The following is a 24604-nucleotide window of genomic DNA, read 5'->3' as shown; positions in this document are numbered from 1 at the left end:
TCTCTCTCGAATAATGGGGCGTTCTGCCCCACCTAGGTTCTTTCATTCACCAACTCACTCGGCTTATTGCTCAGCTTCAGTTACCACCGGGTAGCCTGTTTTCACTCTTCTTTTACTCTTACTCAGCACAAGTGCTCGCACTTTCTCGCGAACTGTATACGCCCCGCATCATTGGTCCGGCAACCTTGGTGTGGGGCGTATGCCGTTAAAGCGCGGGGCGAAGACTTCTGGGAGAGTGTTGCGCGGGCTGGGGGGGGTACTGCTCGGATGTTCGCCCTATGAGGACCTCTCCCCCACCCCTGTAACCTCAGGCTATGCTTGATATGTCAATTTTATTAAGCTACGCTCTCAGGCAGGTTTCAGCGCCTCCTGAAGACCGCGGAGCACCCCATCTATGGAGGAACCATGTTTGAACGTCAGCAGTCCGATCAGCAGAAGGCGCGCGAGGTCATGAAGGATGGCGGCGTCGTCATTTATTGGCGTCCCGGCTGTCCTTATTGCGAGGCTCTGGATTCTAAGCTGGGTGAGCTGGGCGACCACGCTACCTGGGTCAACATTTGGGAAGACCCGCAGGCTGAGGCACACGTGAAGTCCCTCAACGACGGCAACGCAATCGTTCCCACCGTGGACACCGGCGACACCCACTTTGTGGTTGCTGACCTGGTGAGCCGCAACAAGGTGAAGAAGCTGATTCAGAACACTCTCGACGCTGGCGGCGAGGCTTAAGATGGCTCGCCCTGCGCTGAACCGCGATACGGCGATCTGTATTTCTCTGTCTGGTCATCCGTCAAATCACGGCATTAAGTTCCATAACTATCTGTATGAGAAGCACGGTCTGGATTACCTATACAAGGCGATGACCACCACTGATATTGAGGGTGCTATCGCCGGCGTGCGTGCACTGGGTATTCGCGGCTGCTCGGTGTCTATGCCGTTCAAGCAGGCTGTTATTCCGCTGATAGACGATATGGATCACTCGGCTGCGGTTATTGGTGCAGTAAACACGATTATGAACACTGACGGCTTCTTGAAAGCGTACAACACGGATGTGATTGCGGTAGCTTCCCTGCTGCGTTCGCATAATGTGGATCCGTCGCTACCGTTCCTGCTGCGTGGTTCGGGCGGTATGGCGGCGGCTGTGGCTGGCGCGTTCTTTGACGCAGGCTTCTCGCAGGGCATGATTATAGCCCGCAACGAGAAGACCGGCCGTGCGCTGGCTGAGCGTTACGAGTACGCCTGGGCACCGGAGGTGGGCAATCTGCGAGCGCCAATTCTGGTGAACGTAACTCCGATTGGCATGGCTGGCGGTGAGGAGAGCGAGGAGCTGTCTTACCCGCAGGAGGCTATTGCTGAGGCGCAGGTGGTCTTTGATGTGGTGGCGATGCCCGTTGAGACTCCACTGGTGCGTGCAGCTCGCGCGGCAGGTAAGGAAGTTATTCACGGCGGTGAGGTGATTGCTCTGCAGGCTGCTGAGCAGTTCCGTCTGTACACCGGTGTGGAGCTCACTCCCGAGGAGGTTGAGGAGGCGGAGGCTCAGGCAAATTAGGTTCGCGCCCGCTGCTTCTTTGCCCCGTGAGGGGCTCGATACGTGAAAGTGCCCGGAAAGTTGATCTGTCCGGGCACTTTTTATTTTCTCCGGTGCATAGCACCGGAATTTTTTGTAATTACACACACCCTGGTGTTTAAAGTTTTCCACATCTGTGGAGAAATCTGGGGAAAACTCTTACACCCGTGTAATTCAGCCTGTGTAATTCGATTGTTTTAGCCTGTATCTACAGATTTTTAACCTACACTCACAATCGTGGAATTACACGAATGTAGTTATACACAGTGTGGAAAACTACTGTGGATAACGTATATCAGTGTCGGATTTCGCGGTTTTTCAGGCTCAATACCTGCCGTTGAGCCACTCTTGAGGGCTTTACGGCAGCGGATTCGAGGACTCGGGCTTCTTCGCAAAAGGAAAAAGTAGCAGCGTCAGCAGTACGCCGCCTATAAAGCCACCCGCGTGGCACGCGTGGGAAATATTTGACGAAGCCAAAAGGCTATAGATGACATTTACCGCGGTAATCATGGCAAACACACGGGCGGTGTCCTTCTGCTTCATGATGATCAGTAGGGTCAAGAACGAACCCATCAGGCCAAAAATACCTCCGGAGGCACCCACCACACTGGTTGCAGGAGCCAATACATACACGCCGATGGCTCCAAAGACGATTGAGCCCAGATACACGAAGAGGAACTTCCAGCGGCCCATCATGCGTTCGAGGGACACGCCGTAGATAAACAGATTAATCACGTTCCACACCAGGTGCATCGGGTCATTCTGCGAATGCAGAAAACCGTAGCTAATGATGCGGTAGTACTCGCCGTGCTGGACGTAGGGCCACCAGATGGCGCCATGTTTAACGACCCATTGGCTGGGGATGATCTGTTGCAGGCCGTAAATCGTAGCGGTTATCAAAATGAGCGTGTAGCTAATATGCCAATGGTGCGCCAGGAAGGAGCCCTGCGCCTTCGAGCTGCCGCCCGTGAGATCGCGGTAGCAATCGGGGCAGACCATCCCCACGTCCAGTGCCACCTGGCATTCGCCGCAGACAGTTCGATTGCAGCGCCCACACTGGGCGTAGCTCACGCGGTTGGGGTGGTTGATGCAGACCGTGGGGGTCTGTGCATAGCCTGCGTAGTTGGGAAAGTTCTCCACTGAACCTCCAAAGGTTGTGTACCAGTTCATCCGAAGGTGGTGTATGTGGGCATATAAGCGCAGGGGCCCACCGGAAGAATCCTGGCGGGCCCCTGAACTATACGTGTTTTCTCAATACCTTCAGCAGAATGCTTGTATGAGCTTTCTGATCGGGTTTGTTAGAGCTTTTCGATATCGATCGAGGAGATGACAACGTCCTTGACCGGGCGGTCCTGGAAGCCGGTCTCAACGCCCTCAATAGCGTCAACAACCTTCTTGGATGCCTCATCGGTAACCTCACCGAAGATAGTGTGGCGACCGTTCAGCCAGGGGGTCTCAACGGTGGTGATGAAGAACTGAGAACCGTTGGTGCCGGGGCCTGCGTTAGCCATTGCCAGCAGGTAGGGCTTGGAGAAGGAGAGCTCGGGGTGAATCTCGTCCTTAAACTGGTAGCCGGGGCCACCAACGCCCATGCCCAGGGGGTCGCCACCCTGAATCATGAAGTCCTTGATGATGCGGTGGAACACGACGTCCTTGTACAGGGGGGTGTTCATGATTTCACCGGTGCGGGGGTGCTTCCACTGACGGGAGCCGTCAGCCAGGCCGATGAAGTTTTCAACAGTCAGCGGTGCGTGGTTGCCGAAGAGCTCGACGATGATGTCACCGTAGTTAGTGTGGATAGTTGCCTTAGCAGTTGCATTAGTCATGGCTCTATTGTGGCACGGGGCGGTGCTCATTCGCCATCTAACATATTTTTTCGCCCCGGGCGCACCGTTGAGCGGGCTTTTTGGGCGGGAATTGAATATCCTGAGAGGTGAACACTACGCGCGCGGCGGCGTTTTCTGGTTGCTAGCGCATTTTAACCGATGGAGGTCACCCTATGTTCTGCTGCAAGAAGCGTAAGGCACGCAAGGCCGCTAAGGCTCAGGCTATCGTCTCTTCTCTGGCTGCTGTTGAATCCGCGCTGGAAGGCAAGACCGCTGAGATGTTCGCTGAGAAGCTGACCGGCAACAAGAAGGCCCTGAACAAGGCTCGTAAGGCTACCGCGAAGACCGTTCGTTCCGCTGAGAAGGAACTGGCTCGTATTGAGCGTAACGGCGGCAAGCGCCCCCGTAAGGGGCTGGCGTTCCTGGGTCTGCTGGTTGCTCTGGGTGTTGCGGGCGCTGCAGCCTATAACGCAGCTCGCCCCGTGGAGGACCCCTGGAAGAACGCATAAGCGTTATATTCCCCGTTTTTCCTCTCTACACGTTCTGAGACGCCGCTAGCGGCGTGAGGGAGTGCTTTATGAAAGATAGCCGCCCGCTAGAGTTGTGCTCTGGTGGGCGGCTATTTATTTATTTTTTTAGGGGGGGGCAGAGGCAAAAGGAGGCGCTAGAGATAGAGCACTAAATCTCCTTGGGTGCACCCTGCTGTATTTCCCTGAGATACCCGGATATACAAAGAACCCCATGTCTTTCAACATGGGGTTCTCGGTTCAAAAATAAACCGGCAATAACCTACTCTCCCACACCCTCAAAAGTGCAGTACCATCGGCGCAAAGAGTCTTAGCTTCTGGGTTCGGAATGGAGCCAGGCGTTTCCCTCTTGCTATAATCACCGGAAAGTGGAGGCGAGGGGACTCGAACCCCTAACCCTCTGCTTGCAAAGCAGATGCGCTACCAATTGCGCCACGCCCCCGTGGTGCCCTACTAGTCTATAACACCTTTTACGACTTCACCAAATCCTCAGGTGCATTTTTTTAGTTAAACCCATCACATTACTGAGGGATTTAGGTAATAACCTCACCCGGCACTGTCGCCTCACGCTTCGTCAGAGCCTGCAGGGAGGCACTAACTTCCTGCAGGTACTTACGAACCGCAGTGCGTTGTGCCTCCTTCGCAGTCTCCTCCTTCGACTCAGGAGCCGTGAAACCCACCTTAAACCCATCCCGCTGGCTCGCCGACGGATATTTCTCGCGAGCATTCCACACCAGTGAGAACGACGCCAAAGTGTTGAGCTCCTTCTTCGTGGCAGCCTTCGACAACACATCAGTGACCGTTGCCACACGCGAAGACTCGGCAACACTCACCGAAATCTTCGACTGCGCACCCGAGGGCAGGCTCAGTGCCTTCTCCGGAGCCAACTGAATATTCAGGTGAATCTGCTGCACCCTCTCGTTCTTCAAATCCAGCTCAGCCAGAGTACGGAAACGCTTCATCAGGGATTCATAGTTCTCATCAATCACTGCAGTATTCAGATGCAGCTCATCTGCCAGCAGGCCCACCTGGGCGTAGCTCGCAGTCGTTCCCAGAGCCGCGTTAGCGGTCAGCACCTTCAGCCACTGCTCTTCCTTCAGGATTGCCGATTCGTTCACGCGTAGCGGGCTCACCGGCGCATCCGTCACCGTATGAGCAATATTCTGCGGGTCATTCGCCAAGTCCACACCTCCGTAGGTGACGCTCAGCCGATTCAAAGAACCGTAGACAGACAGGTTTGTCAGCACTGTAGCAGCCACCGGCAAATCGGCCTGTGCCGCCTCCGTGAGGGAGAAAGAACCCACCAGACGCAGATCCTGCTCACGGCGCCCCTGACCCACATAGATACGCCCCAGCGACTCAATCTTCAGGTAGCGGGTATCGATATTTTCACGAATCAGACGCTCGCGGCGCGCCAACAGCTTCTCGGTTGAAACCACCGCTGCCGCATCCTCGCCCAGCACTCCGGTTGCCGCAATCTGCGGCATTGCGGCGAGCACCCCGGTGGCGGCAACCACGCCGCCCGTCAGAAGCAGTGAGCGGCGGGGCACCACGAGGTGGCGCATCTGCCCGGCAATAGCCTTGCGAGCGGCATTTACGCGAGTAGATGGGGTCTGAGCAACAGAGTCCTCAGCGGCAACCGATGCCGCCTCAGAAGAGCCCTGAGCGGATGTAATGTGAGAGTTCTCGGGTTCAGGGGTAGGTGAAGAAGACACAGAATCTCCATAGTGAGAGCGAGCGCAAAGCCCACCGGCGGTTTGAGGGGAGTGAAGTCCCTCTAGAATACCGCTCGCGTCCTTACATCTGCTAAAGAATCGCGGCGCATCAATCACAAGGGCATAAAGAAAATCTATGGGGTGGACTCAGTCCACCCCATAGATCATAAGCTTCATGAGAGCTCTGAACTCTCAGCACAGATTATTTAGGCTTCCTCAACCGAAGCAGCGTTCGGAGCCGGGATATTAGCCGACTCAGCAGCAAGCTCCGCAATGCGAATCTCACCGGTCGTCGGATCCTCATACGCAACATACTCGGTGCCGCCTGCGAGGGGCTCTGCATCCTCGTTCACGTGATTCTCCGCAATTAGGAAACCGTGAGCACCAAGAATCTTAGCGACACGATCAATATCCTGAGGAGTCGGAGTATGGTCCACCACGCGACGCATGTACTCATTAATGCGCTGGTCACTGACATATGCCTCACCACGGGCAGCGCGAGACTGCATGAGCTGACGAACAACTTCCTGCAGCTGCTCATCGGTCAGACGCATCTTCAAAATAGCCATCACTGCCGCACGGTCCTGCACCGGAACATCCTTGGGATACCCGATGCTCAGCCAGTCGATTACTCGAGAGATTATGCTCTTATCAGGCACCGAGCCCCTCCTTCAAAGTAGTCATCATATGCAATTTAGTGTTCACGGGATTAGTGGCCTCCACCGGTTACGCCGAAGATATTCCAGCCGAAAGTGTGGTCGATAAAGTCCTTAGCGACCCAGAGAATACCGATGATTACGATTGCTACGATAATAGCAAAAATGCAGGACGCGGCAATCTTCGCCATCGTTCCCGGAGGCTCAATTTCCACAAGCTTGCCGTCCGCCGTGTATTCGGTACGACCGGCCAGCAGACGCAGACCCATCGCATACAGTGCCGGAAGGCCCGCACCGAAGAACAGACCGGCGATAAACACCGGAATGACCTTATCTAGAATGTCGATTACGTACTGCATGGCTACGAACCTGCCTTCTCAGTAGCAAGAGTCTGAGCTTCTGCGGATACTTCAGCGCTGGTGACTGCAGCGCCTTCCTTTTCATCCCAGTCGCCAGTCACATTCGAAGCATCAATGTTGTCCTTCCGGGAATGGCGCCACATCAGGAAGCAGAAGATAATCAGCAACGCAAACACGGTCATTTCGCCAACAAACTGAGTACCGCTCAGAGTATTCAGGCCGTGACCAATCAACCAGGTCAGCGCACCTACAATTGCGGCAGCCGGCAGAGTAATCAGCCAAGCAACCACCATACGGCCAGCAACGTACCAGCGAACCTCAGCGCCCTTACGACCCAGGCCACTACCCAGAATCGAGCCGGATGCCACGTGAGTGGTGGACAGTGCCATACCGAAGTGCGAAGAGGTCAGAATAATCGCAGCAGACGCGCCATCAGCAGCAACGCCCTGAGGGGTATCCACCTCAACAATGCCCTTACCGAGGGTACGGATAATGCGCCAGCCGCCCAGGTAAGTACCCAGGGCAATAGCAACAGCACAGGATGCCTTCACCCACATGGGAATCGCATCGTCATTGTTCAGGGTGCCCGAAGCAACCAGAGCCAGGAAAATCACGCCCATGGTCTTCTGCGCATCGTTGGTACCGTGTGCCAGAGACATCAGGGAGGCGGTCGCAATCTGTCCCTTGCGGAAACCACCGTGCTTACGGTCATCAGCAACCGGAGCAGCAATACGGTAAACCAGCCAGGTACCGGTTGCTGCCACGATAGCCGCGATGACGGGGGAGAGAACCGCGGGAACAATAATCTTGGACAGAACGCCCATCCACTGCACTCCGTCAAAGCCGATAGCGACAATAGCCGAACCAATCAGGCCACCGAACAGAGCGTGCGACGAGGAGGAGGGAAGACCCAAAAGCCAGGTCAAAACGTTCCAGAGGATGCCGCCAACCAGGCCGGTAAAGACGATGAGCATCAGCGCCGAACCATCCGTCGCTACATCGATACGGTCTAGGTTCACGATACCGCTACCGACCGAGCGTGCCACCTCAACGGAGAGGAATGCGCCCACAAGGTTCAGGGACGCAGAAAGCGCCACGGCGGTCTTAGGCTTCAGAGCACCGGTTGCAATGGAGGTTGCCATCGCGTTACCGGTGTCATGGAAGCCATTCGTAAAGTCGAAGGCGAGCGCGGTAAGCACCACGATCACGAGAATAATGAGTTCTGTAGTCACAAGAAAATTATCTGTCGGTTTTCGCGAAATCTAAAGTATTCCGGATTAACACGAAATAACAGATGAACCCATATCTATTTACGGGTTTTCGTGAGGGTTTCACTGGAGAGCCTACATTTTAGGAGCAAAAACACTGAAATTCCGCGGCAGGATAGGTGCACCCAACAGAATATTTAAGTTGGTTTATGTGGCTTAAGCGTAGACGTGGGGGAGAGGGGCGATTATATCCATCGATAGGCTAAAGTGTGTTCACCAAGTGTTCACCTTCAGGAACCTCCCAGCTTTCTTTTTTGTGACTCATCTTTATTATTCAGACCTCATTTATCCCTCATTCACGCCCAAGCAGCACCCTTTTCGCTGCAGATGTGGGTTTCGATCAACTGTACTTGCCATCACACGCCAAGATCACCAAGCTACAGTCAAGAGCTCCCCTCAAAGACCGCAAGCATACATAGGTCAGATACAACATGGGACAGATGCCCAGATTGCCATATACCAGCTTCAGCATACAACAAAAGACCCCGCATCTTTCGATACGGGGTCTTTTTCAAAAAGAAACCGGCAATGACCTACTCTCCCACACCCTCAAAAGTGCAGTACCATCGGCGCGAAGAGTCTTAGCTTCTGGGTTCGGAATGGAGCCAGGCGTTTCCCTCTTGCTATAATCACCGGAAAGTGGAGGCGAGGGGACTCGAACCCCTAACCCTCTGCTTGCAAAGCAGATGCGCTACCAATTGCGCCACGCCCCCGTCTCAGCGGAAACCACTGTTTAGTTATTCTTCCAAGCCTTCACGACTTCATTGCTCTGATACTTCTTCAAGATCTTCACAGTGACACACGAAATAACAGTAAGAATCAATAATCTCTTCATTATTGCCTTTCATAGTGTGGAGTGGGCGTACCAAGAATCGAACTTGGGACCTCTTCGTTATCAGCGAAGCGCTCTAACCGTCTGAGCTATACGCCCTCCCTCTGCGGAATTTCTTCCGTAGAACGAAATATAACTATACAGGTTTTTGAAGGTAACACCAAACCAAAAAAGCATGTTCTGCATCACATTTAATATCGAAGGTTCCCGAGCATACAGAACGGGGACATACAGAACGAGCGGCACCGTCTCCATCGGAGACAGTACCGCCCGCACACAAAGCTCAAAAAGCTACAAACTAGGACTCATCGCTCAGAGTCAAGGTCACGCCACCAACCAGCTTCGCAGCCAGGTTGTAAAGAATCGCGCCAATCATACCCAGCAGAGTAAAGACCACAGTATTGGCCACAGCAAAAATAGTAGTCACCAAAGCAACCTGACCCAGCGAAATCATCTGCGAAATATCTACAGCAGTCGAACCGGTACCCAGAGAGCTAATCAGCTGGTTCACACCGACAAACGCGCCAGAAGCCTGCAGGAACAGCCACAGAATCACCGAAGCCACCACAGTCACAATGCCCAGAGCAATAGACAGCAGGAAGATCAGCTTAGCCACCGACCACGTATCAACCTTCTGAACCACCAAACGCGCGCGACGAATCTTCGAACGCGGCGCCGGACGCACCAACTGACGGCGCGAACCGGTCGGACGCATAGTCTTTACAGGGCGCTTGCCAGCAGGACGCTTAGCGGTACCGCCAGGACGAGCCTGACCCGAACGCGACTGAGCCGGGCGACGCGCACCAGCCTTAGCCGCACCCGAAGACTTGGATGCGCCAGCCGACGCCGAACGCTGTGTCGACGCAGGAGTGCTGCTCATTAGTTACCTCCAGTAGCGGTGAGATCGGCAGTTGCCGCTTCACCCTCGTTGTCCGTACCGGGCGTCTCAGAAGACTCCGAAGCCTCGGTGTTCTCAGTGGTTTCATCGTCGCTATCATCCAGCTGACGATCCTGGTTGCGCGCAACACCAATAATAGAATCGCCCTTACTGGGCTTTGCAAAGATAACACCCATAGTATCGCGTCCCTTCGCGGGAACCTCATTCACGTTCGAGCGAACGACCTTACCGCTGGCCATAACCACCAGCACCTCGTCCTCTTCATCCACAATGAGGCCACCCACCAGGGCACCACGATCCTCAACTAGCTTAGCAACCTTAATGCCAAAACCGTTACGGCCCTGCACGCGATACTCATCCACGCTCGTACGCTTCGCGTAACCACCCTCAGTGACCACGAAGACGAAGGAGCCCTCAGTGACCACATTCGCAGAAATCAGCTCATCGCCCTCACGGAACTTCATACCGGTCACACCGGAAGTGGAGCGACCCATCGGACGCAGCGACTCATCATCAGCGTGGAAGCGCAGCGACATACCGTTACGCGACACCAGCAGAATATCGTCCTGAGCCGACACAGTGAACGCCGAAACAACCTCATCGCCCTCACGCAGGTTAATCGCAATCAGGCCGGCAGTACGGTTCGTATCGTAATCGCTCAGGCGGCTCTTCTTCACCATACCGCCGCGAGTAGCAAGCACCAGGTACTCAGCATCGTCGTAACTCTTCAGCTCCATGACCTGAGCAATATGCTCGCCGCCCTGGAACTCCAGCAGGTTCGCAATGTGCTGGCCCTTCGCGTCACGGCCAGCTTCCTGCAGCTCGTAACCCTTCGCACGGTACACGCGACCCAGGTTCGTGAAGAACAGAATCCAGCTGTGCGTAGTGGTCACAAAGAAATGCTCCACCACATCATCACCGCGCAGAGAGGCACCCTTAATACCCTTACCACCTCGGTGCTGGCTACGGTACTGATCACTGCGGGTGCGCTTAATGTAGCCGCCGCGAGTAATCGTAACCACGACCTCCTCCTCAGGGATGAGGTCCTCCATGGACATGTCACCGTTGTAGCCGTACATAATCTGGGTGCGACGCTCATCGCCGTAGCGATTCACAATCTCGCCCAGCTCCTCAGAGATAATCTCGCGCTGGCGAGTCTCCGAGGCAATAATCGCGTTGTACTCAGCAATCATACGCATCAGCTCATCGTGGCGATCCTGAATCTTCTGACGCTCCAACGCAGCCAGACGACGCAGCTGCATGTTCAGAATTGCCTGCGCCTGAGCCTCATCAATCTGCAGGAACTCCATCAGGCTGCTACGCGCCTCATCAGCGGTGGGGGAGCGGCGAATCAAGGCGATAACCTCATCCAAAGCATCCAGAGCCTTCAGTAGGCCACGCAGGATGTGTGCCTCTTCCTCCGCCTGACGCAGACGGTAACGGGTACGACGAACGACAACGTCCATCTGGTGATCCACCCAGTGACGCACAAACGCGTCCAGGGACAGGGTACGCGGCACACCATCAACAATGGCGAGCATATTCGCGGAGAAGTTTTCCTGCAGCTGGGTGTGCTTGTACAGGTTGTTCAACACAACCTTCGGGGAAGCATCACGCTTGAGCACAATCACCAGACGCTGACCGGTACGACCCGACGTCTCATCGCGCAAATCCGCGATGCCGCTGACCTTACCGTCCTTGATGAGCTCAGCAATCTTAATTGCTAGGTTATCCGGGTTTGCCTGGTACGGCAGCTCGGTCACCACAAGACAGGTACGACCGTGGATTTCTTCCACGTTGACCACCGCGCGCATGGTAATGGAACCACGACCGGTACGGTACGCATCCTCAATGCCCTTGGTGCCCAGAATCTGTGCACCGGTGGGGAAGTCGGGGCCCTTAATGCGCGCCATCAGCGCGTTCAGCAGCTCCTCATTGGTGGCGTGCGGGTTCTTCAGGAACCACTCCACACCCTCGGCAACCTCACGCAGGTTATGCGGCGGAATATTAGTCGCCATACCCACAGCAATACCCGAAGAACCGTTAACCAGCAGGTTCGGGATGCGTGAGGGTAGAACGGTAGGCTCCAGGGACTTGCCGTCGTAGTTGGGCTGGAAATCAACGGTGTCTTCGTTGATATCACGCACCATCTCCAAGGCAATGGGAGCCATCTTGGTCTCGGTGTATCGAGGCGCTGCAGCACCGTCATTACCCGGAGAGCCGAAGTTACCCTGACCCAGTGCCAGCGGATAACGCATAATCCAGCTCTGAATCAGACGCACCAGAGTGTCGTAGATAGCGCTGTCACCGTGGGGGTGGAACTGACCCATCACATCGCCGACCACGCGGGCGCATTTGTTGAAGGATCGGTCCGGACGGTAGCCGCCATCGTACATCGCGTAGATCACACGGCGGTGCACCGGCTTGAGGCCGTCACGCACATCCGGCAGGGCACGACCGATAATAACCGCCATCGCATAGTCCAGGTAGGAACGCTGCATTTCAGTCTGCAGGTCCACCTGCTCAATGTGACCGTGGTGGTCTACGCTTTCAGCACCACCATTGCTGACTACGTCAACCTCGGTGGTCTCATTCTGGTGTTCTTCGCTCATAACTTTCTCATTTGTTTATGCCCCATAGAGCCATATACCTCATTTGACATATGTCATATGGGGTATATACCGTTTCGGGCTAGATATCAAGGAAACGAATGTCCTTGGCGTTCTGTTGAATAAACTCACGGCGAGCTTCCACATCTTCACCCATCAGAACAGAGAAGATCTGGTCAGCAGCAGCTGCATCCTCCATCTTCACCTGCAACAGGGTGCGGCGTGCTGGGTCCATGGTGGTGTCCCACAGTTCGGTGTAGTCCATCTCGCCCAGACCCTTGTAACGCTGAATACCGTTATCCTTGGGCAGGCGCAGGTTCTTTGCGGCACCACGATCCAGAGCCTCATCACGCTCAGCGTCCGAGTATACATAGTCGTGCGGCGCATTCGACCACTTGATGCGGTACAGCGGCGGCTGAGCCAGGTACACGTATCCGGCCTCAATCAGCGGACGCATAAAGCGGAAGAGCAGAGTCAGCAGCAGAGTCGTAATGTGCTGACCGTCCACATCCGCATCCGCCATCAGAACAATCTTGTGGTAACGAGCCTTCTCAATATCGAAGTCATCACCAATACCGGTACCGAAAGCGGTAATCATCGCCTGAATTTCAGCATTCGACAGGGCACGATCTAGGCGAGCTCGCTCAACGTTCAGGATCTTACCGCGCAACGGCAGAATAGCCTGAGTATTCGGGTTACGACCCTGGACCGCCGAACCACCCGCAGAGTCACCCTCCACCAGGTAAATCTCAGAAATCGACGGATCTTTCGAGGAGCAGTCCTTGAGCTTACCGGGCATGGAGCTGGTTTCCAGCAGACCCTTACGGCGGGTCGTCTCGCGTGCCTTACGAGCTGCAATACGTGCCTGAGCGGCAGTGATTGCGCGGCGCACGATATCCTTAGCCACCGCGGGGTTACGGCCGAACCAGTCGCCGAGGTGATCATTCACCTCACGCTGGGTGAAGGACTTAGCCTCCGAGTTACCCAGCTTAGTCTTGGTCTGACCCTCGAACTGCGGCTCAGAAATCTTAATCGAAATCACCGCGGTCAGGCCCTCACGCACATCTTCACCGGTGAGGTTATCGTCCTTATCGCGCAGCAGCTTGTTCTCACGCGCATAACGGTTCACCAGCGAGGTCAGAGCAGCACGGAAACCTTCTTCATGGGTACCGCCCTCATGGGTGTTAATCGTGTTCGCGTATGAGTAGACGGATTCCTTGTATGCACCGGTCCACTGCATTGCCACTTCCAGGCTCATATTGCGGTCGGTGTCTTCAGATTCGAAGGAGACAATCTCCTCGTTCACGATGGTCTTCGCACCTGCATTGAGGAAGTGCACATAGTCGAACAGGCCGTTGTCATAACGGTAGGTGACGGTCGTGAAACCCTCAGCATTCGCGCGCACGCGGTTGAGGGTATTCGCCTTCTCCTCGTCGGTAACCTCGTCACCAACGAACTTCTCGCGCTCATCAGTTAGGGTAATGGTCAACCCCTTGTTCAGGAACGCCATCTGCTGGAAACGTGCGCGCAGAGTCTCAAAGTCGAACTCAACAGTCTCGAAAATCTCAGGATCCGGGTAGAAGGTCTGGATAGTGCCGGTCTTATCGGAAGGCTCACCACGGCGCAGGGGGCCATCCGGCACGCCACCGTTAGAGAAGGAAATATGCCATGCGTAGCCCTGACGGTGCACCTCGGTAATCACGCGGGTCGACAGTGCATTCACCACGGAGATACCCACACCGTGCAGACCGCCGGAGACCGAGTAGCCGCCGCCACCGAACTTACCACCGGCATGCAACACGGTCATAACAACCTCAACGGTGGACTTGTGCTCGGTGGGGTGCTCATCCACGGGAATACCGCGGCCATCATCCTTCACACGGACAGAACCGTCAGCCTGAATGGTCACGTCAATTTCGGAGGCGTAGCCAGCGAGCGCCTCGTCAACCGAGTTATCTACAACCTCGTAGACCAGGTGGTGCAGACCGCGCTCAGTGGTCGAGCCAATGTACATGCCGGGGCGCTTGCGAACCGCTTCCAGACCTTCCAGCACGGTAATATCGGATGCACCGTATTCATGCTGCTGTTCAGATGCATTCTGTTCAGATGCCACGAGGCAGAACTCCTTGAGTAGATGATGCAACCGGCGAAGAAAAGTTACGGGTAGTCAAGAGCGGAGCCTAGAACGCCTCACAGAGGGCACAAGAAAGTGCCTATTACAACCCGTGCTGCCGGTAGTGCCCATAGGTGGGCACACTTTACGCATTGTCTCTTTTATTTTACCGAGCAAGAGAGCATAAAACCATCTGTATACGTCATTTATTGAGCTTTTTGAGGGCTATCACCCGCTCAAAAGCCCACAAAGGCGGTTTAGAGTGGTTCAACCCCCTCTTGAGGTAAGGGGGTACAGTTCACAGCCTCGTGGGGATTGCTGGCGCTTCTATAGCTTTCATGCCGTGTAGAAAAAGGCTTATTTTGACCTAACACTGTTCAACCAGAAGGTGCCCGAGGGTCGGGGTCAATCAGAAGGCTACCCGTATGTGTCACGTACACCGCGCATGCCGGTGGCGCGCCGATAGCCTCGCTGATTCCAGTGTCCGCTATTCGGACCCAGTACTCGAACTTGAGCTACGATACCTTCACCCAGTTCGTGGCGGAATAGTTCAATGAGGTGCCCCTGCATCAGGCGCAGCTGAGTCGTCCAGGCGGTAGAGTCGCATTGGACTTCAACAATGGAGTTTTCGAAGCTGATCGGGCGGGTGTGCGCCGCGATTTCAGGACCCACCAGCTCTGCCCAGCGAGCCAGCACACTAGAGACTGCCACGGGCTCTTTCCATCCGCGAGAACGCATCAGAGCACTGACGATACCACCGAGGGGTTTGGGATCGCGAGAGCTCTCTCCGGAGCCGCTATAGCTGCCCATAACGCGGGGGTCCCAGCCCTGCGCTCGCAGTGATTTCTTCTTCGAGGCGGTGCCGGACATGACCGCACCAAAATCGCGCATAATTTTATTCGCTGAGAAGACGTTCAGGGGCGCCTCGCCGCGTTCTTGAGCTGCCACTCGCATGCGGGTCAGCAGGGCAGAGGGGGCATCCACCTCGTCACGGTAGAACTCACCTACGCAGTCAACCTCGCGCGGATTTTGAGTCTCCACAAACTGCGATTCCGCGAATTCATCGAATGTTTCACGTGAAACATGGTTTTGGGGACGGGTGGGGTTACTCATTGCCGTCACTCTCCTCGAGCGCAGAATCGGTTGAGCTCGACCGTCCCGCAGAGTCAGCGACAGAGTCGGTGGCAGGATGCGCATACTCGGCGTGTCCCGCGGTCACCGACACCAGCCGGTAGTCGCCCAGCTCCTCCGGAATATCACTAAGTACCGCGCAGGTAATCAGCACCTGCTCCGCGCCAGCAACCATCGCACCCAGGCGGTGGCGGCGCGCAGAATCCAGCTCCGCAAACACATCATCAAGAATCAGAATCGGCGAAGAACCCACCGAGGAGTCATCCTCAACATGCACAAACCAGGACGCCAATTTCAGTGCCAACGCAAAAGACCAGCTCTCCCCGTGCGAGGCAAAATGCTTCACCGGCATGCCGCCGAGAAGCAGGGTAATATCCTCACGGTGCGGACCCACCAGGGTCACGCCACGCTCAATCTCATCGCGCCTACGCTCCGCAAAACCACGCATCAAAGCCTCCTTGAGGTCCTCAATGCGCATCAGCGCCGCATGCTCGATTGAGCGCTCGCCCATGCTCGAAAAAACAGTCGACTCATAGTTGAACCCGACCTCTTTAGAGCCGTCCGTCAGCCCCGCATAGGCGCGGCGAAGCTGCGGCAAAAAACGCTGCAGCAGACGAAAACGCGCAGAAAGCATCTGGGCGCCCAGAGTCGACAGCTGCTCATCCCACACCAAGAGTGTGCTCAAAGCGTTCTCGTCCCGCGCCTTACGCTGCATGGATTTCAGCAGCGAATTACGCTGCCGCAAAATCCGCTCATACTCGCTACGGTAGCCGGCAACTACCGGACGCAAAGAGATAGCCAGCTCATCCACAAAACGACGACGACCCGCAGGATCCCCCTTCACCAATTGAAGATCCTCCGGAGAAAACAGCACCGTGCGGGCAATACCCAGCGCCTCCTTAGCACGAACCGGCGCGGCACGATTAATGCGCACCCGATTACTCTGCCCCGGAGCAATCTCAAACTCAGTCACCGTCTGCTGCGAACCACGCACCGTACGGGTGCGAATATAAGCTCGCAAAGCGCCCATCCGCACCAGCGGTCCGTCATAACTTACACGGTGCGAAGATAGCGACGCTGCATAGTCGATCGCCTCAACAATGTTGGTTTTCCCCACACCATTCGAGCCCAGAAACACCGTAACTCCCGCCGAAAGAGGCAGACTCAGCAGAGCGTAGGTGCGGTAATCCAACAACGAAATATGGTCGATATACACCGGAAGCTCCTTTCACGGGGTTTCATACGCGGGTTCTTAGCTAGGGTTCTTATCTTAGGGCTTCACGGCACCCTGCTGGAAGGCACAGTGAGAGGTCACAATACTAGGTTTTTCCGCGTGGATGAGCACAGAAAAAACAGCGCAACCCCGCACATACTCGCGGCGCATGGGCACCGAAAGACGTACGGGGCGGCAAAGGCTGGAACTAGTTCGACGGCAGGCGAACCGGCATCAGCAGGTAACGGTAGTTGCGGTCATCCTCAGCCAGAGGCTCGTTCTGACCGGAAATCACGGCGGGCTTCGGCGCATCGGTGAAGGAGAAACGAACAAACTCAGTACCGAAAACCTTCAAACCATCCGAGAGGTAGGCGGGGTTGTACGCAACGGTGATGTCATTACCTGACAGGTGCGCCTGCAGAGTCTCGGAAGCCTGAGCCTCATCACCGCGGCCGGCATCAATAGCAACCGAACCCTGAGTGAATTTCAGACGCAGGGGAGTATTGCGCTCCGCCACGAGGGAGATACGGCGAGCAGCCTCAGCCAGATCGGAGGTGCGAACAACTGCGTGGATCGGGGTCTGCTCCGGGAACAGTGCGCGGATGTTGGGGTAGTCACCGTCCATCAGAACACTGGTGGTGCGGCGGGAGCCGGCAGTAAAGCCGATCAGCTCGCCGGCGGCGGGCAGAGCGATAGACAGTTCACCAGATCCGGAGAGGGTGCTACCGACCTCAGAGACGGTCTTAGCCTTCAGCAGCACAGCCGCCTGAACATCGGGATTGACCGGGTTCCACTTAATTTCGCGCATTGCCAGGCGATAGCGGTCGGTGGCAAGCAGGGTCATGGTGTCGCCATTAATTTCTACGCGGATACCGGTCAGCAGCGGCAGGGTCTCATCTTTGGACACCGCAATCTGAACCTGCTTAACGGCTTCAGCGAACTCAGCGCCGTCCACGGTACCGGAAATTTCGGGAAGCTCGGGAAGCTCGGGGTAGTCCACGACCGGCATGCCAGCCAGCTGGAAGTTAGCGGAACGGCAGTGAATACGAATAACGGACTCATCTGCAGTGAACTCGACGGGCGCGTTCGGCAAAGAACGGCAAATTTCTGCCAGGATTTTGCCGGGAACCAGGCAAACGCCTTCTACTTCAACATCGGCTGCAATGACCTGACGGGCGCTAGTCTCGTGATCGAAGCTTGCGATGCTAACCTCACCTGCGGAGGCGGTAATCAGCAGACCGTTGAGTACGGGGGAGGTGGGACGCAACGGAAGTGAGCGTGCCGTCCAGCCGACTGCTTCGGCAAGGACATCGCGTTCAACGGTGAATTTCATCGAGAAGGCGCCTTTCACGGAATTAGATAGTAGTTTTTGGGCGCACGTAAAACTTTGGACGATAGAGCCGGAAATACCGCGTGCTCTGATGCGCAGTGAATCTTCCGCGCGCGCGTCTATCCATCCTACCGGATTTTGTAATTACACAGAGACTCGAAGGTCAATCCTGTAGTGAAAAATTGGGTGGGGTAAGGCATTAAGGGCCGCTGTATTTTTGTAATTACAAAGATAGGTGGAAGATGCAGTGAATCCAGTCGAAAAAAGATTCGAACTAGATGATGATTCAGTGTTGGTTTCTTATGCAAACCCAAGCTCAGAGATAGCATGCAGCGATCAATCCAAATCCGCAAAAATCTACGATTTTCAGTAGGGACACATAGAAAAACCTGAACCAACCCGGTTTGCTGAGCAGAACGACTTGTTATGGGGAGGATTTTTTCTTTAAGTACAGTAGTATTGTTAACGCTTGTGGAAACGGTGGAAAACCCCTTCCTTGCCTGCAATGACACGGAAGTAGCCTGTGGACATTAAGTGGAAGAATCCACTCAGTGCTGAGGATGCATTGTGTATGGATATTTATACATTTTCTCGATTCCACACCTTTTGAATATTCATGCACTTAACGTCCACACGAATGCATGAGTTAAAGCACAGCTTATCCACACCCCGAAAATCCACTTTTTCGAGTCACTAAAATCCTTGAATCCAGCGTGAATGCTCGCCCGGAATCCTATAAAACATCTAGTCGAGGCGCAAAATAAGCTACGGAACGGGGAGAAAAGCACATTTAGCCGGCGGCGCGCTGCTCCTGGCGGATCAAATTCGTCAGTTCAGTCACCTGATTGAAAATTGTCTGACGTTCAGCCATCTGTGCGCTCACCTTACGCACCGCGTGCATCACCGTCGTATGGTCGCGGCCACCCAAATCGTTGCCAATACGCGGTAGAGACATCTCGGTCAGCTCACGCAGAAGATACATCGCCACCTGACGCGCATTCGTGAGTGTACGGGTGCGAGACTTCGACTGCATATCCTCAATGGAGACATCAAAATACTTCGCCACCGTCGCCAAAACCAGTGCTGATGTAATCTCCGCGCCACCGGTATCAGAGAGCAAATCCTTCAGATAAGTCTCAGCCTCAGCCAGAGTAATGGGCTCCGGCGGCTTCTTCATCGAGGCGGCAGCGCTCGCACGAATTAGCGCGCCCTCCAACTCGCGAATATTGGCCGTGACATGGGACGCAATGTATTCCATGACGTCATCGCGCACCGGCAAAATCTCGTTCTGAGCCTTCTTCCGCAGAATCGCGATACGAGTCTCCAGCTCCGGAGGCTGCACATCCACATTCAGGCCTGAACCGAACCGTGAACGCATACGCTCAGCAAAACCGGTCAGCTGCTTCGGCGGCAAATCAGAGGTAATCACGATCTGCTTCTGGTGGTTATACAGGGCGTTAAACGTATGGAAGAACTCTTCCATCGTCGCCTCTTTACCCGCCAAAAACTGGATATCGTCAATCAGCAGAACATCGACATTGCGGTAAATCTGCTTGAACGACGAACCCTCATCGTCACGAATCGAGTTAATGAAGTCATTCGTGAACTCCTCAGAATTCACGTAGCGCACCCGCAAATTCGGGTACAGATACTTGGTGTAGTGGCCGATCGCGTGCAGCAGGTGGGTCTTACCCAGACCCGAACCGCCGTAGATGAACAGCGGGTTGTAGACAATGCCGGGTTGCTCCGCCACTGCGAAAGCGCTTGCGTGCGCAAAGCGGTTGGACTGACCAATCACGAAGGTGTCGAAGGTGTAATTCGGGTTCAGTCGGGCAGAGCTATCCCAAGTCGGCGCGTTTTCCGGGTCTTCATGCGGATGCACCTGCTGAGCCTCCGGTACCGCCGGGGCGTCCGGAACGAAAGAAGGTGTCGGGTATTCGCGAGGAGCTGTCGCTTCAACAGGAGCTGTCGGAGCGGGCTGTTGTACGGAGGGGAATCCGGCACGCTCCGCCTCCAAAGCGTGCATAGAGGGGCGGGTGACCTGCTCATCAGCGGGCACCTCGTAGTGGTCCGGACCCGGATGCGGCTCCGTGTAGTACTCAAAGGCACGCGAGCCAGCGGGCGTCTCGGGATGCACAGAAGCCGTCGTTATCGAAGGGGTTGGCTGGTGCTCAACAGGAACCTCACGCTCACCCTGGAAAACGTCCTGACTTGCAGGTTCAACCGGAAGCATCGACTCATTCACATCGAAAAGCGCGGTGGTTGAGGGGCCAAAAGCCTCGTGCAGAGCCGCACGGAACGAAGCACTAATCTGTTCCTCGAAGACTGCACGGGTCAGCTTATTCGGCACCTCAATGATGAGACGAGAAGAACCCATCAGACCCTGAGGCTGCGCAAGATTCACGAAACCACGCTGACGTGCCGTCACTGCCGGATCAGCGGCAAGAATAGAGATCAGATGCGCCCAGCGCGCCTGAAGGGAGTCGGTCATGGAATTCTTTACTTTCACTCGATGTGAAGCGGTGGTTCAGTAAAGAAAATCATGCCGGAAACCACCGCGAGGTCATTAAGATTCTACCTGCTTAATGCACAAGGGAGGAAAGTTATCCACAAGAGTTTTCCACACGGTGGAAAACTTGTAATTACAGAGGTGGATAAGTAGTTGGAATTGAGCGTGTAGCAAGGCTTCTTCCTTGATATTTAGCGGAACAGCCTGGTGATGCATGGGTGTGGATAACTCACTAATAATAGAAGGGCTGGATGAGATATACACTGTGGTGGATATTGTGTCGCCGTAAATATCCTCAGATTTGCACCCCATGAGCTAGTAGTGTCTCCGCATCCTTAATACCCACTGAAACCCCCGCCTCCTCAGAACAAACGAGCCTGGAATCACGCGGAAAAAAGCGTCAAGAACTTGATTTACGCCCTCCACTCTTCTAAAGTTGTGCTGTTGTGTGTGCACCGTCTACTGCGAATAGTCGCGGTACCCCCGTGCACCAAGAAGCGTACGGTTCCGATACCTGTGAGGGCACGAACCGCAAAAAATCAAGGAGACAAAGTATGAGCAAGCGTACTTTCCAGCCGAACAACCGCCGTCGCGCTAAGAAGCACGGCTTCCGTCTGCGTATGCGTACCCGTGCAGGCCGCGCGATTCTGTCGAGCCGCCGCGGTAAGGGCCGCGCAAAGCTCTCGGCCTAATCACGGCATATAGTTCGCCCGCCGATGCACACGCATCGGCGGGCGAACTATCATTAAGCGTGAAATACATGCGGAGATCAGCTCACCACAAGAGCCGAATCTCCCACACTACGTAAAGGGGAACACGTGCTGCCTCAACGGCACCGTATGCGCACCAGCGCTGAATTCTCCCACGCCTTCCGTTCCGGCATCCGTACAGGACGTCGGAACATCCTTATATCTACGGCGAAAAATCCTGGAAAAACAACCCAGGTAGGTTTTATTGTGTCGAAGGCGGTGGGCAACGCAGTCACACGCAATCTGGTCAAACGCCGGTTGCGTGAACTTGCTGCGTTCACCTGCGCCGCGCATCCGGAAGGCTACGCCATCGCGGTGCGAGCACTTCCCGCCTCCGCGAGCGCCAGCTGGGATCAGCTGCGGCGTGATTACGAATCGGCACTCGAGGCTGCTTTCGCTAAGCTCGACCTGCCTCAGAGTAAGGAGAAGCCGTGAGTCGTCCCCAGCGTGAGCGCTGTGAAGAACGCTTCCACGCGCATAACAGCGGCACCTATAGCGCCTCTGCCGAGATTCTGGGCCCCGACGAGTTGCTGGCTCTAGCACCTAACGAATTCGTGAGGGCTGAAACTTTCCTACAGGCACTCTACGTTCTACCGCAGAACCTGCTGATTGCGTGTATGAAGGCCTACCGCAAGGTCGTCTCCCCCCTCTATGGGGATGTGTGCCGCTACTACCCGACCTGCTCAGCCTACGCCCTGGAGGCGCTGACTACCCACGGCGCGATGCGCGGGCTTTCCCTGACGGTGCGCCGTATTCTGCGGTGTGTTCCCTGGGCGACCGGAGGTATCGACCCAGTTCCGGAGGGGAAGCGTACTTTCGCTCCCGGAGCAGAACCGAAAATTATTCTGCTCAACCACCCCCATCTTTATAACCCTCACACCGGCGGTGACGCCTGCCCTGAGTAGGCGGTGCCTCCCACACAATGACTTAGCCGAGTCCTTAAGGAGTATTCCCGCGTGAATATTTTTGATTTGATTCTTTGGCCGTTTAAATGGATCGTCTCCGTGGTCCTATGGCTGTTCCACACTCTTTTCACCTCGCTGGGCATGGACCCGGCTTCCGGTCTGACTTGGGTTCTGTGCATTATCTTCCTGACCCTGGTGATGCGTACCCTGACCATTCCGCTGTTCGTCAAGCAGATTAAGGCTATGCGCGGTATGACCGCGATGCAGGGCGATATGGCGAAGCTGCAGGAGAAGTACAAGGGTAAGAAGGACCAGCTCTCCCGCCAGGCTATGGCTCAGGAGCAGATGGAAATGTACCGTAAGCACGGTACGAACCCCTTCGCTTCCTGCTTGCCGATTCTGGCGCAGATGCCGATTTTCTTCGGTCTGTACCAGGTTCTGATGGGTATTCCCAACGCGGCGCAGCACAATGAGAGCCTGCTGATGCTGCCGGCTGACCTGGTTTCTCAGTTCAATGGCTCGCAGATTTTTGGTGCGCAGCTGTTCGCGACCATGCTACACCCGGGTGCTGGTGACGCTACCGCTACTGTCGTTCAGGCTGTCATCATGATTGTTCTGATGAGTGCGACCCAGTTCTACATTCAGAAGCAACTGAGTGTGAAGAACATGTCAGAGGCGGCTCTGAACTCTCCGATGTTCCGTCAGCAGCAGATGATCATGTACATCTTCCCGATCATTTTCGCTGTCTCCGGTATTAACTTCCCGCTGGGTGTTATGTACTACTGGACTGTTTCGAACATCTGGTCGCTGGGCCAGCAGTGGTGGGTTATCCGCAATAACCCGACCCCCGGTTCTCAGGCTGAGCGTGAGCTGAATGCCCGCCGGGCAGCGAAGGGCCTGCCCCCGATTGGTAAGACCCGTGAGCAGCACGAGAAGGACTTGCAGGAGGCTCGTGAGCGTGCCGCAGCTGGTCAGCGTCAGCAACCGGTTGGTAAGAAGCGCCAGAAGCAGCAACGCAATAAGCAAAACGGAAAGAAATAGTTTCTTTCCTTCACTCGGGCCGGGTTCTCGCCGTTGTTGGCGCGGGCCCGGCACCGTGTATGAGATACTTTTTACCCCTATGACACCCCTCCTAATACCCCGAGGACAATCGTGACTGAAGCTATGGAATATGAGGACGAGCAGCTCGTTGAGGAGCAGCTTGTAGAGGAGCCCCTTGAGGGCGAAGTAGACGATTTTGAGGACATCGACGAGGAAGGTGATATTGCCGCTGACTACCTCGAAGAGCTTCTTGATATTGTCGATATGGATGGCGACATCGATATTGAGGTGCGCAATAACCGCATCTACCTGTCGGTCGTCAATGAGGATGATGACAATGAGGAACTGCGCCACCTGGTTGGTCGCCACGGCGAGGTTCTGGAGGCTTTGCAGGAGCTGGTGCGTCTCTCAGTCCTGGCTGGTAACGGCACCCGTTCCCGCCTGATCCTGGACATTGCTGGTTATCGTACTGAGCGTCGTGAGCATCTGGAGCAGCTTGCCGCTGACGCGATTGAGAAGGTGCGCGCTACCGGTCGTGATGAGCACATGAAGCCGCTGAGTGCGTATGAGCGTAAGGTGGTCCACGATGTGGTGGCTGCCGCTGGCTTGTACAGTGAGTCTGAGGGCGAAGGCCCCCGTCGTCACGTGGTGATTTCTCTTCCCGGGGCAGGAGCCTAGTATGGAGACTTCGATGATTACTCTCAACGAGAGTGAGCGCGCCGCAGCGGAGACTGTGTTCGGTGAACGCCTGCCTTTGGCGGAGCGTTACGTGCAGCACCTGGCGACGACCGGTATTGAGCGTGGTCTGATTGGCCCGCGTGAGGTGCCGCGCCTGTGGGCTCGCCACGTGCTGAACTGTGCCGTGGTGCAGGAGTACATCGCGCTGAACGCGTCGGTGGCTGATGTTGGCTCTGGTGCCGGCCTGCCCGGTCTGTGTCTGGCGATTGCCCGCCCGGATTTGAAGCTGACCCTGATTGAACCTCTGGAGCGCCGCGTGATTTGGCTGAATGAGGTTGTTGAGGATCTGGGGCTGGAGAACGTGATCGTGCTGCGCTCGCGTGCTGAGCAGGCTGTGGGTGCCGTGGAGGCCGATGTGGTGACTGCGCGTGCTGTGTCCGCTCTGGTGGGTCTGCTGGACATCACTCTGCCGATTCTGCGCGGCACCGGTGAGCTGCTGGCTCTGAAGGGTCTTAGTGCCGCGGAGGAGATTAATAAGGCAAAGAAGAAGCTGAACCGTTACGGTGCGCGTGAGACCGAGATCCTCACCGCCGGCGGTGATCTGCTGGAAGAGCCGACGACGGTGGTTCGAGTTCGCCTCTAAAGGTTTCGTCCTGAGTGGGCGGTGCCGCAATGAGCTGG

22 protein-coding genes, 3 tRNA genes and 2 rRNA genes are annotated in these 24604 nt (G+C 55.5%); 9 read left to right on the top strand and 18 right to left on the bottom strand.

Annotation, left to right across the window (positions count from 1 at the left end):
• Positions 1-405 precede the first annotated feature (405 nt).
• Together ACUXHH_RS00210 and ACUXHH_RS00205 are read left to right on the top strand one after the other, a co-directional pair.
• Positions 406-726: a glutaredoxin domain-containing protein gene (locus ACUXHH_RS00210; protein ID WP_279741945.1), complete on the top strand. Its 321-nt coding sequence runs from the start codon at positions 406-408 to the stop codon at positions 724-726.
• A gap of 1 nt (position 727) precedes the next feature.
• The gene (locus tag ACUXHH_RS00205) at positions 728-1546 is read left to right on the top strand and encodes a shikimate 5-dehydrogenase (protein WP_314078051.1); all 819 of its coding nucleotides are present in this window, start codon (positions 728-730) and stop codon (positions 1544-1546) included.
• A 375-nt stretch (positions 1547-1921) separates the two neighbouring features.
• Here ACUXHH_RS00205 and ACUXHH_RS00200 read toward each other — a convergent pair whose 3' ends face one another.
• Positions 1922-2704, bottom strand: a complete 783-nt coding sequence (locus tag ACUXHH_RS00200) for a rhomboid family intramembrane serine protease (protein ID WP_314078048.1) — start codon at positions 2702-2704, stop codon at positions 1922-1924.
• Between the two features lie 158 nt (positions 2705-2862).
• The gene (locus ACUXHH_RS00195) at positions 2863-3390 is read right to left on the bottom strand and encodes a peptidylprolyl isomerase (protein WP_279741948.1); all 528 of its coding nucleotides are present in this window, start codon (positions 3388-3390) and stop codon (positions 2863-2865) included.
• Positions 3391-3563: 173 nt separating this feature from the next.
• On the opposite strand from ACUXHH_RS00195, the gene ACUXHH_RS00190 reads away from it, so the two are divergent.
• Entirely contained in the window at positions 3564-3899 is a 336-nt protein-coding gene (locus tag ACUXHH_RS00190; protein ID WP_070684764.1) for a hypothetical protein, read from the top strand.
• 267 nt (positions 3900-4166) lie between these two features.
• On the opposite strand, the gene rrf (ACUXHH_RS00185) is transcribed toward ACUXHH_RS00190, so the two are convergent.
• The 16 genes from rrf (ACUXHH_RS00185) to dnaA form a co-directional block, all read right to left on the bottom strand.
• Positions 4167-4283: ribosomal RNA gene (rrf, locus tag ACUXHH_RS00185) — 5S ribosomal RNA — on the bottom strand.
• A gap of 3 nt (positions 4284-4286) precedes the next feature.
• A tRNA-Ala gene (locus ACUXHH_RS00180) sits at positions 4287-4359 on the bottom strand.
• Between the two features lie 91 nt (positions 4360-4450).
• Positions 4451-5632 carry an acetamidase gene (locus tag ACUXHH_RS00175; protein WP_458390562.1) on the bottom strand — a complete coding sequence of 394 codons (1182 nt, stop codon included), beginning with the start codon at positions 5630-5632 and terminating at the stop codon, positions 4451-4453.
• A gap of 206 nt (positions 5633-5838) precedes the next feature.
• A complete protein-coding gene (locus tag ACUXHH_RS00170; protein ID WP_279741950.1) occupies positions 5839-6291 on the bottom strand; it encodes a DUF3349 domain-containing protein in 453 nt (150 codons plus the stop codon).
• Positions 6292-6341: 50 nt separating this feature from the next.
• Positions 6342-6647: a hypothetical protein gene (locus tag ACUXHH_RS00165; protein ID WP_279741951.1), complete on the bottom strand. Its 306-nt coding sequence runs from the start codon at positions 6645-6647 to the stop codon at positions 6342-6344.
• 2 nt (positions 6648-6649) lie between these two features.
• Entirely contained in the window at positions 6650-7879 is a 1230-nt protein-coding gene (locus ACUXHH_RS00160) for an inorganic phosphate transporter (RefSeq protein ID WP_279741952.1), read from the bottom strand.
• Positions 7880-8435: 556 nt separating this feature from the next.
• Positions 8436-8552 (bottom strand): 5S ribosomal RNA (rrf, locus tag ACUXHH_RS00155).
• Between the two features lie 3 nt (positions 8553-8555).
• Positions 8556-8628, bottom strand: a tRNA-Ala gene (locus ACUXHH_RS00150).
• Positions 8629-8772: 144 nt separating this feature from the next.
• Positions 8773-8846 (bottom strand) — tRNA-Ile (locus ACUXHH_RS00145).
• A gap of 199 nt (positions 8847-9045) precedes the next feature.
• Positions 9046-9627, bottom strand: a complete 582-nt coding sequence (locus ACUXHH_RS00140) for a DUF3566 domain-containing protein (RefSeq protein WP_279788223.1) — start codon at positions 9625-9627, stop codon at positions 9046-9048.
• Positions 9627-12257 (bottom strand): DNA gyrase subunit A, encoded by a 2631-nt coding sequence (gyrA, locus tag ACUXHH_RS00135; RefSeq protein ID WP_458390561.1) that lies wholly within the window; start codon positions 12255-12257, stop codon positions 9627-9629. Before gyrA ends, ACUXHH_RS00140 begins: the two co-directional genes overlap by 1 nt.
• A gap of 79 nt (positions 12258-12336) precedes the next feature.
• Positions 12337-14367 carry a DNA topoisomerase (ATP-hydrolyzing) subunit B gene (gene gyrB, locus ACUXHH_RS00130; RefSeq protein ID WP_458390560.1) on the bottom strand — a complete coding sequence of 677 codons (2031 nt, stop codon included), beginning with the start codon at positions 14365-14367 and terminating at the stop codon, positions 12337-12339.
• Between the two features lie 417 nt (positions 14368-14784).
• Entirely contained in the window at positions 14785-15480 is a 696-nt protein-coding gene (locus ACUXHH_RS00125) for a DUF721 domain-containing protein (protein ID WP_279790852.1), read from the bottom strand.
• The gene (gene recF / locus ACUXHH_RS00120; protein WP_279790854.1) at positions 15473-16714 is read right to left on the bottom strand and encodes a DNA replication/repair protein RecF; all 1242 of its coding nucleotides are present in this window, start codon (positions 16712-16714) and stop codon (positions 15473-15475) included. Before recF ends, ACUXHH_RS00125 begins: the two co-directional genes overlap by 8 nt.
• A 205-nt stretch (positions 16715-16919) precedes the next feature.
• The gene (dnaN, locus tag ACUXHH_RS00115; protein ID WP_279754405.1) at positions 16920-18044 is read right to left on the bottom strand and encodes a DNA polymerase III subunit beta; all 1125 of its coding nucleotides are present in this window, start codon (positions 18042-18044) and stop codon (positions 16920-16922) included.
• Between the two features lie 787 nt (positions 18045-18831).
• Entirely contained in the window at positions 18832-20532 is a 1701-nt protein-coding gene (gene dnaA / locus ACUXHH_RS00110) for a chromosomal replication initiator protein DnaA (protein ID WP_458390559.1), read from the bottom strand.
• 572 nt (positions 20533-21104) lie between these two features.
• On the opposite strand from dnaA, the gene rpmH reads away from it, so the two are divergent.
• The 6 genes from rpmH to rsmG all read left to right on the top strand — a co-directional run bounded on the left by rpmH (position 21105) and on the right by rsmG (position 24566).
• Positions 21105-21242 (top strand): 50S ribosomal protein L34, encoded by a 138-nt coding sequence (gene rpmH, locus ACUXHH_RS00105; protein WP_005504094.1) that lies wholly within the window; start codon positions 21105-21107, stop codon positions 21240-21242.
• 126 nt (positions 21243-21368) lie between these two features.
• Positions 21369-21734, top strand: coding sequence for a ribonuclease P protein component (gene rnpA / locus ACUXHH_RS00100; RefSeq protein ID WP_279741960.1), 366 nt, complete (start codon positions 21369-21371; stop codon positions 21732-21734).
• A complete protein-coding gene (gene yidD / locus ACUXHH_RS00095) occupies positions 21731-22204 on the top strand; it encodes a membrane protein insertion efficiency factor YidD (RefSeq protein WP_279754403.1) in 474 nt (157 codons plus the stop codon). The genes rnpA and yidD overlap by 4 nt, the downstream gene beginning before the upstream one ends.
• 51 nt (positions 22205-22255) lie before the next feature.
• Positions 22256-23245, top strand: coding sequence for a membrane protein insertase YidC (gene yidC, locus ACUXHH_RS00090; RefSeq protein WP_279741962.1), 990 nt, complete (start codon positions 22256-22258; stop codon positions 23243-23245).
• A gap of 111 nt (positions 23246-23356) precedes the next feature.
• Positions 23357-23923, top strand: a complete 567-nt coding sequence (locus ACUXHH_RS00085; RefSeq protein ID WP_279754402.1) for a Jag family protein — start codon at positions 23357-23359, stop codon at positions 23921-23923.
• Between the two features lies 1 nt (position 23924).
• Entirely contained in the window at positions 23925-24566 is a 642-nt protein-coding gene (rsmG, locus tag ACUXHH_RS00080) for a 16S rRNA (guanine(527)-N(7))-methyltransferase RsmG (protein ID WP_458390558.1), read from the top strand.
• Positions 24567-24604 lie beyond the last annotated feature (38 nt).

This window comes from Rothia sp. 110740021-2 (assembly GCF_054263775.1).
The sequence above is the reverse complement of the archived record's forward strand: the minus strand, read 5'-3'. Positions and strand labels throughout refer to the sequence as shown.

Coding starts and splice junctions, on each gene's coding strand:
- ACUXHH_RS00205 (WP_314078051.1), top strand. CDS start 728: ATGGCTCGCCCTGCGCTGAACCGCGATACGGCGATCTGTATTTCTCTG.
- ACUXHH_RS00140 (WP_279788223.1), bottom strand. CDS start 9,627: ATGAGCAGCACTCCTGCGTCGACACAGCGTTCGGCGTCGGCTGGCGCA.
- dnaN (WP_279754405.1), bottom strand. CDS start 18,044: ATGAAATTCACCGTTGAACGCGATGTCCTTGCCGAAGCAGTCGGCTGG.
- rsmG (WP_458390558.1), top strand. CDS start 23,925: ATGGAGACTTCGATGATTACTCTCAACGAGAGTGAGCGCGCCGCAGCG.
- ACUXHH_RS00210 (WP_279741945.1), top strand. CDS start 406: ATGTTTGAACGTCAGCAGTCCGATCAGCAGAAGGCGCGCGAGGTCATG.
- ACUXHH_RS00165 (WP_279741951.1), bottom strand. CDS start 6,647: ATGCAGTACGTAATCGACATTCTAGATAAGGTCATTCCGGTGTTTATC.
- ACUXHH_RS00195 (WP_279741948.1), bottom strand. CDS start 3,390: ATGACTAATGCAACTGCTAAGGCAACTATCCACACTAACTACGGTGAC.
- ACUXHH_RS00190 (WP_070684764.1), top strand. CDS start 3,564: ATGTTCTGCTGCAAGAAGCGTAAGGCACGCAAGGCCGCTAAGGCTCAG.
- rpmH (WP_005504094.1), top strand. CDS start 21,105: ATGAGCAAGCGTACTTTCCAGCCGAACAACCGCCGTCGCGCTAAGAAG.
- gyrA (WP_458390561.1), bottom strand. CDS start 12,257: ATGAGCGAAGAACACCAGAATGAGACCACCGAGGTTGACGTAGTCAGC.
- dnaA (WP_458390559.1), bottom strand. CDS start 20,532: ATGACCGACTCCCTTCAGGCGCGCTGGGCGCATCTGATCTCTATTCTT.
- ACUXHH_RS00125 (WP_279790852.1), bottom strand. CDS start 15,480: ATGAGTAACCCCACCCGTCCCCAAAACCATGTTTCACGTGAAACATTC.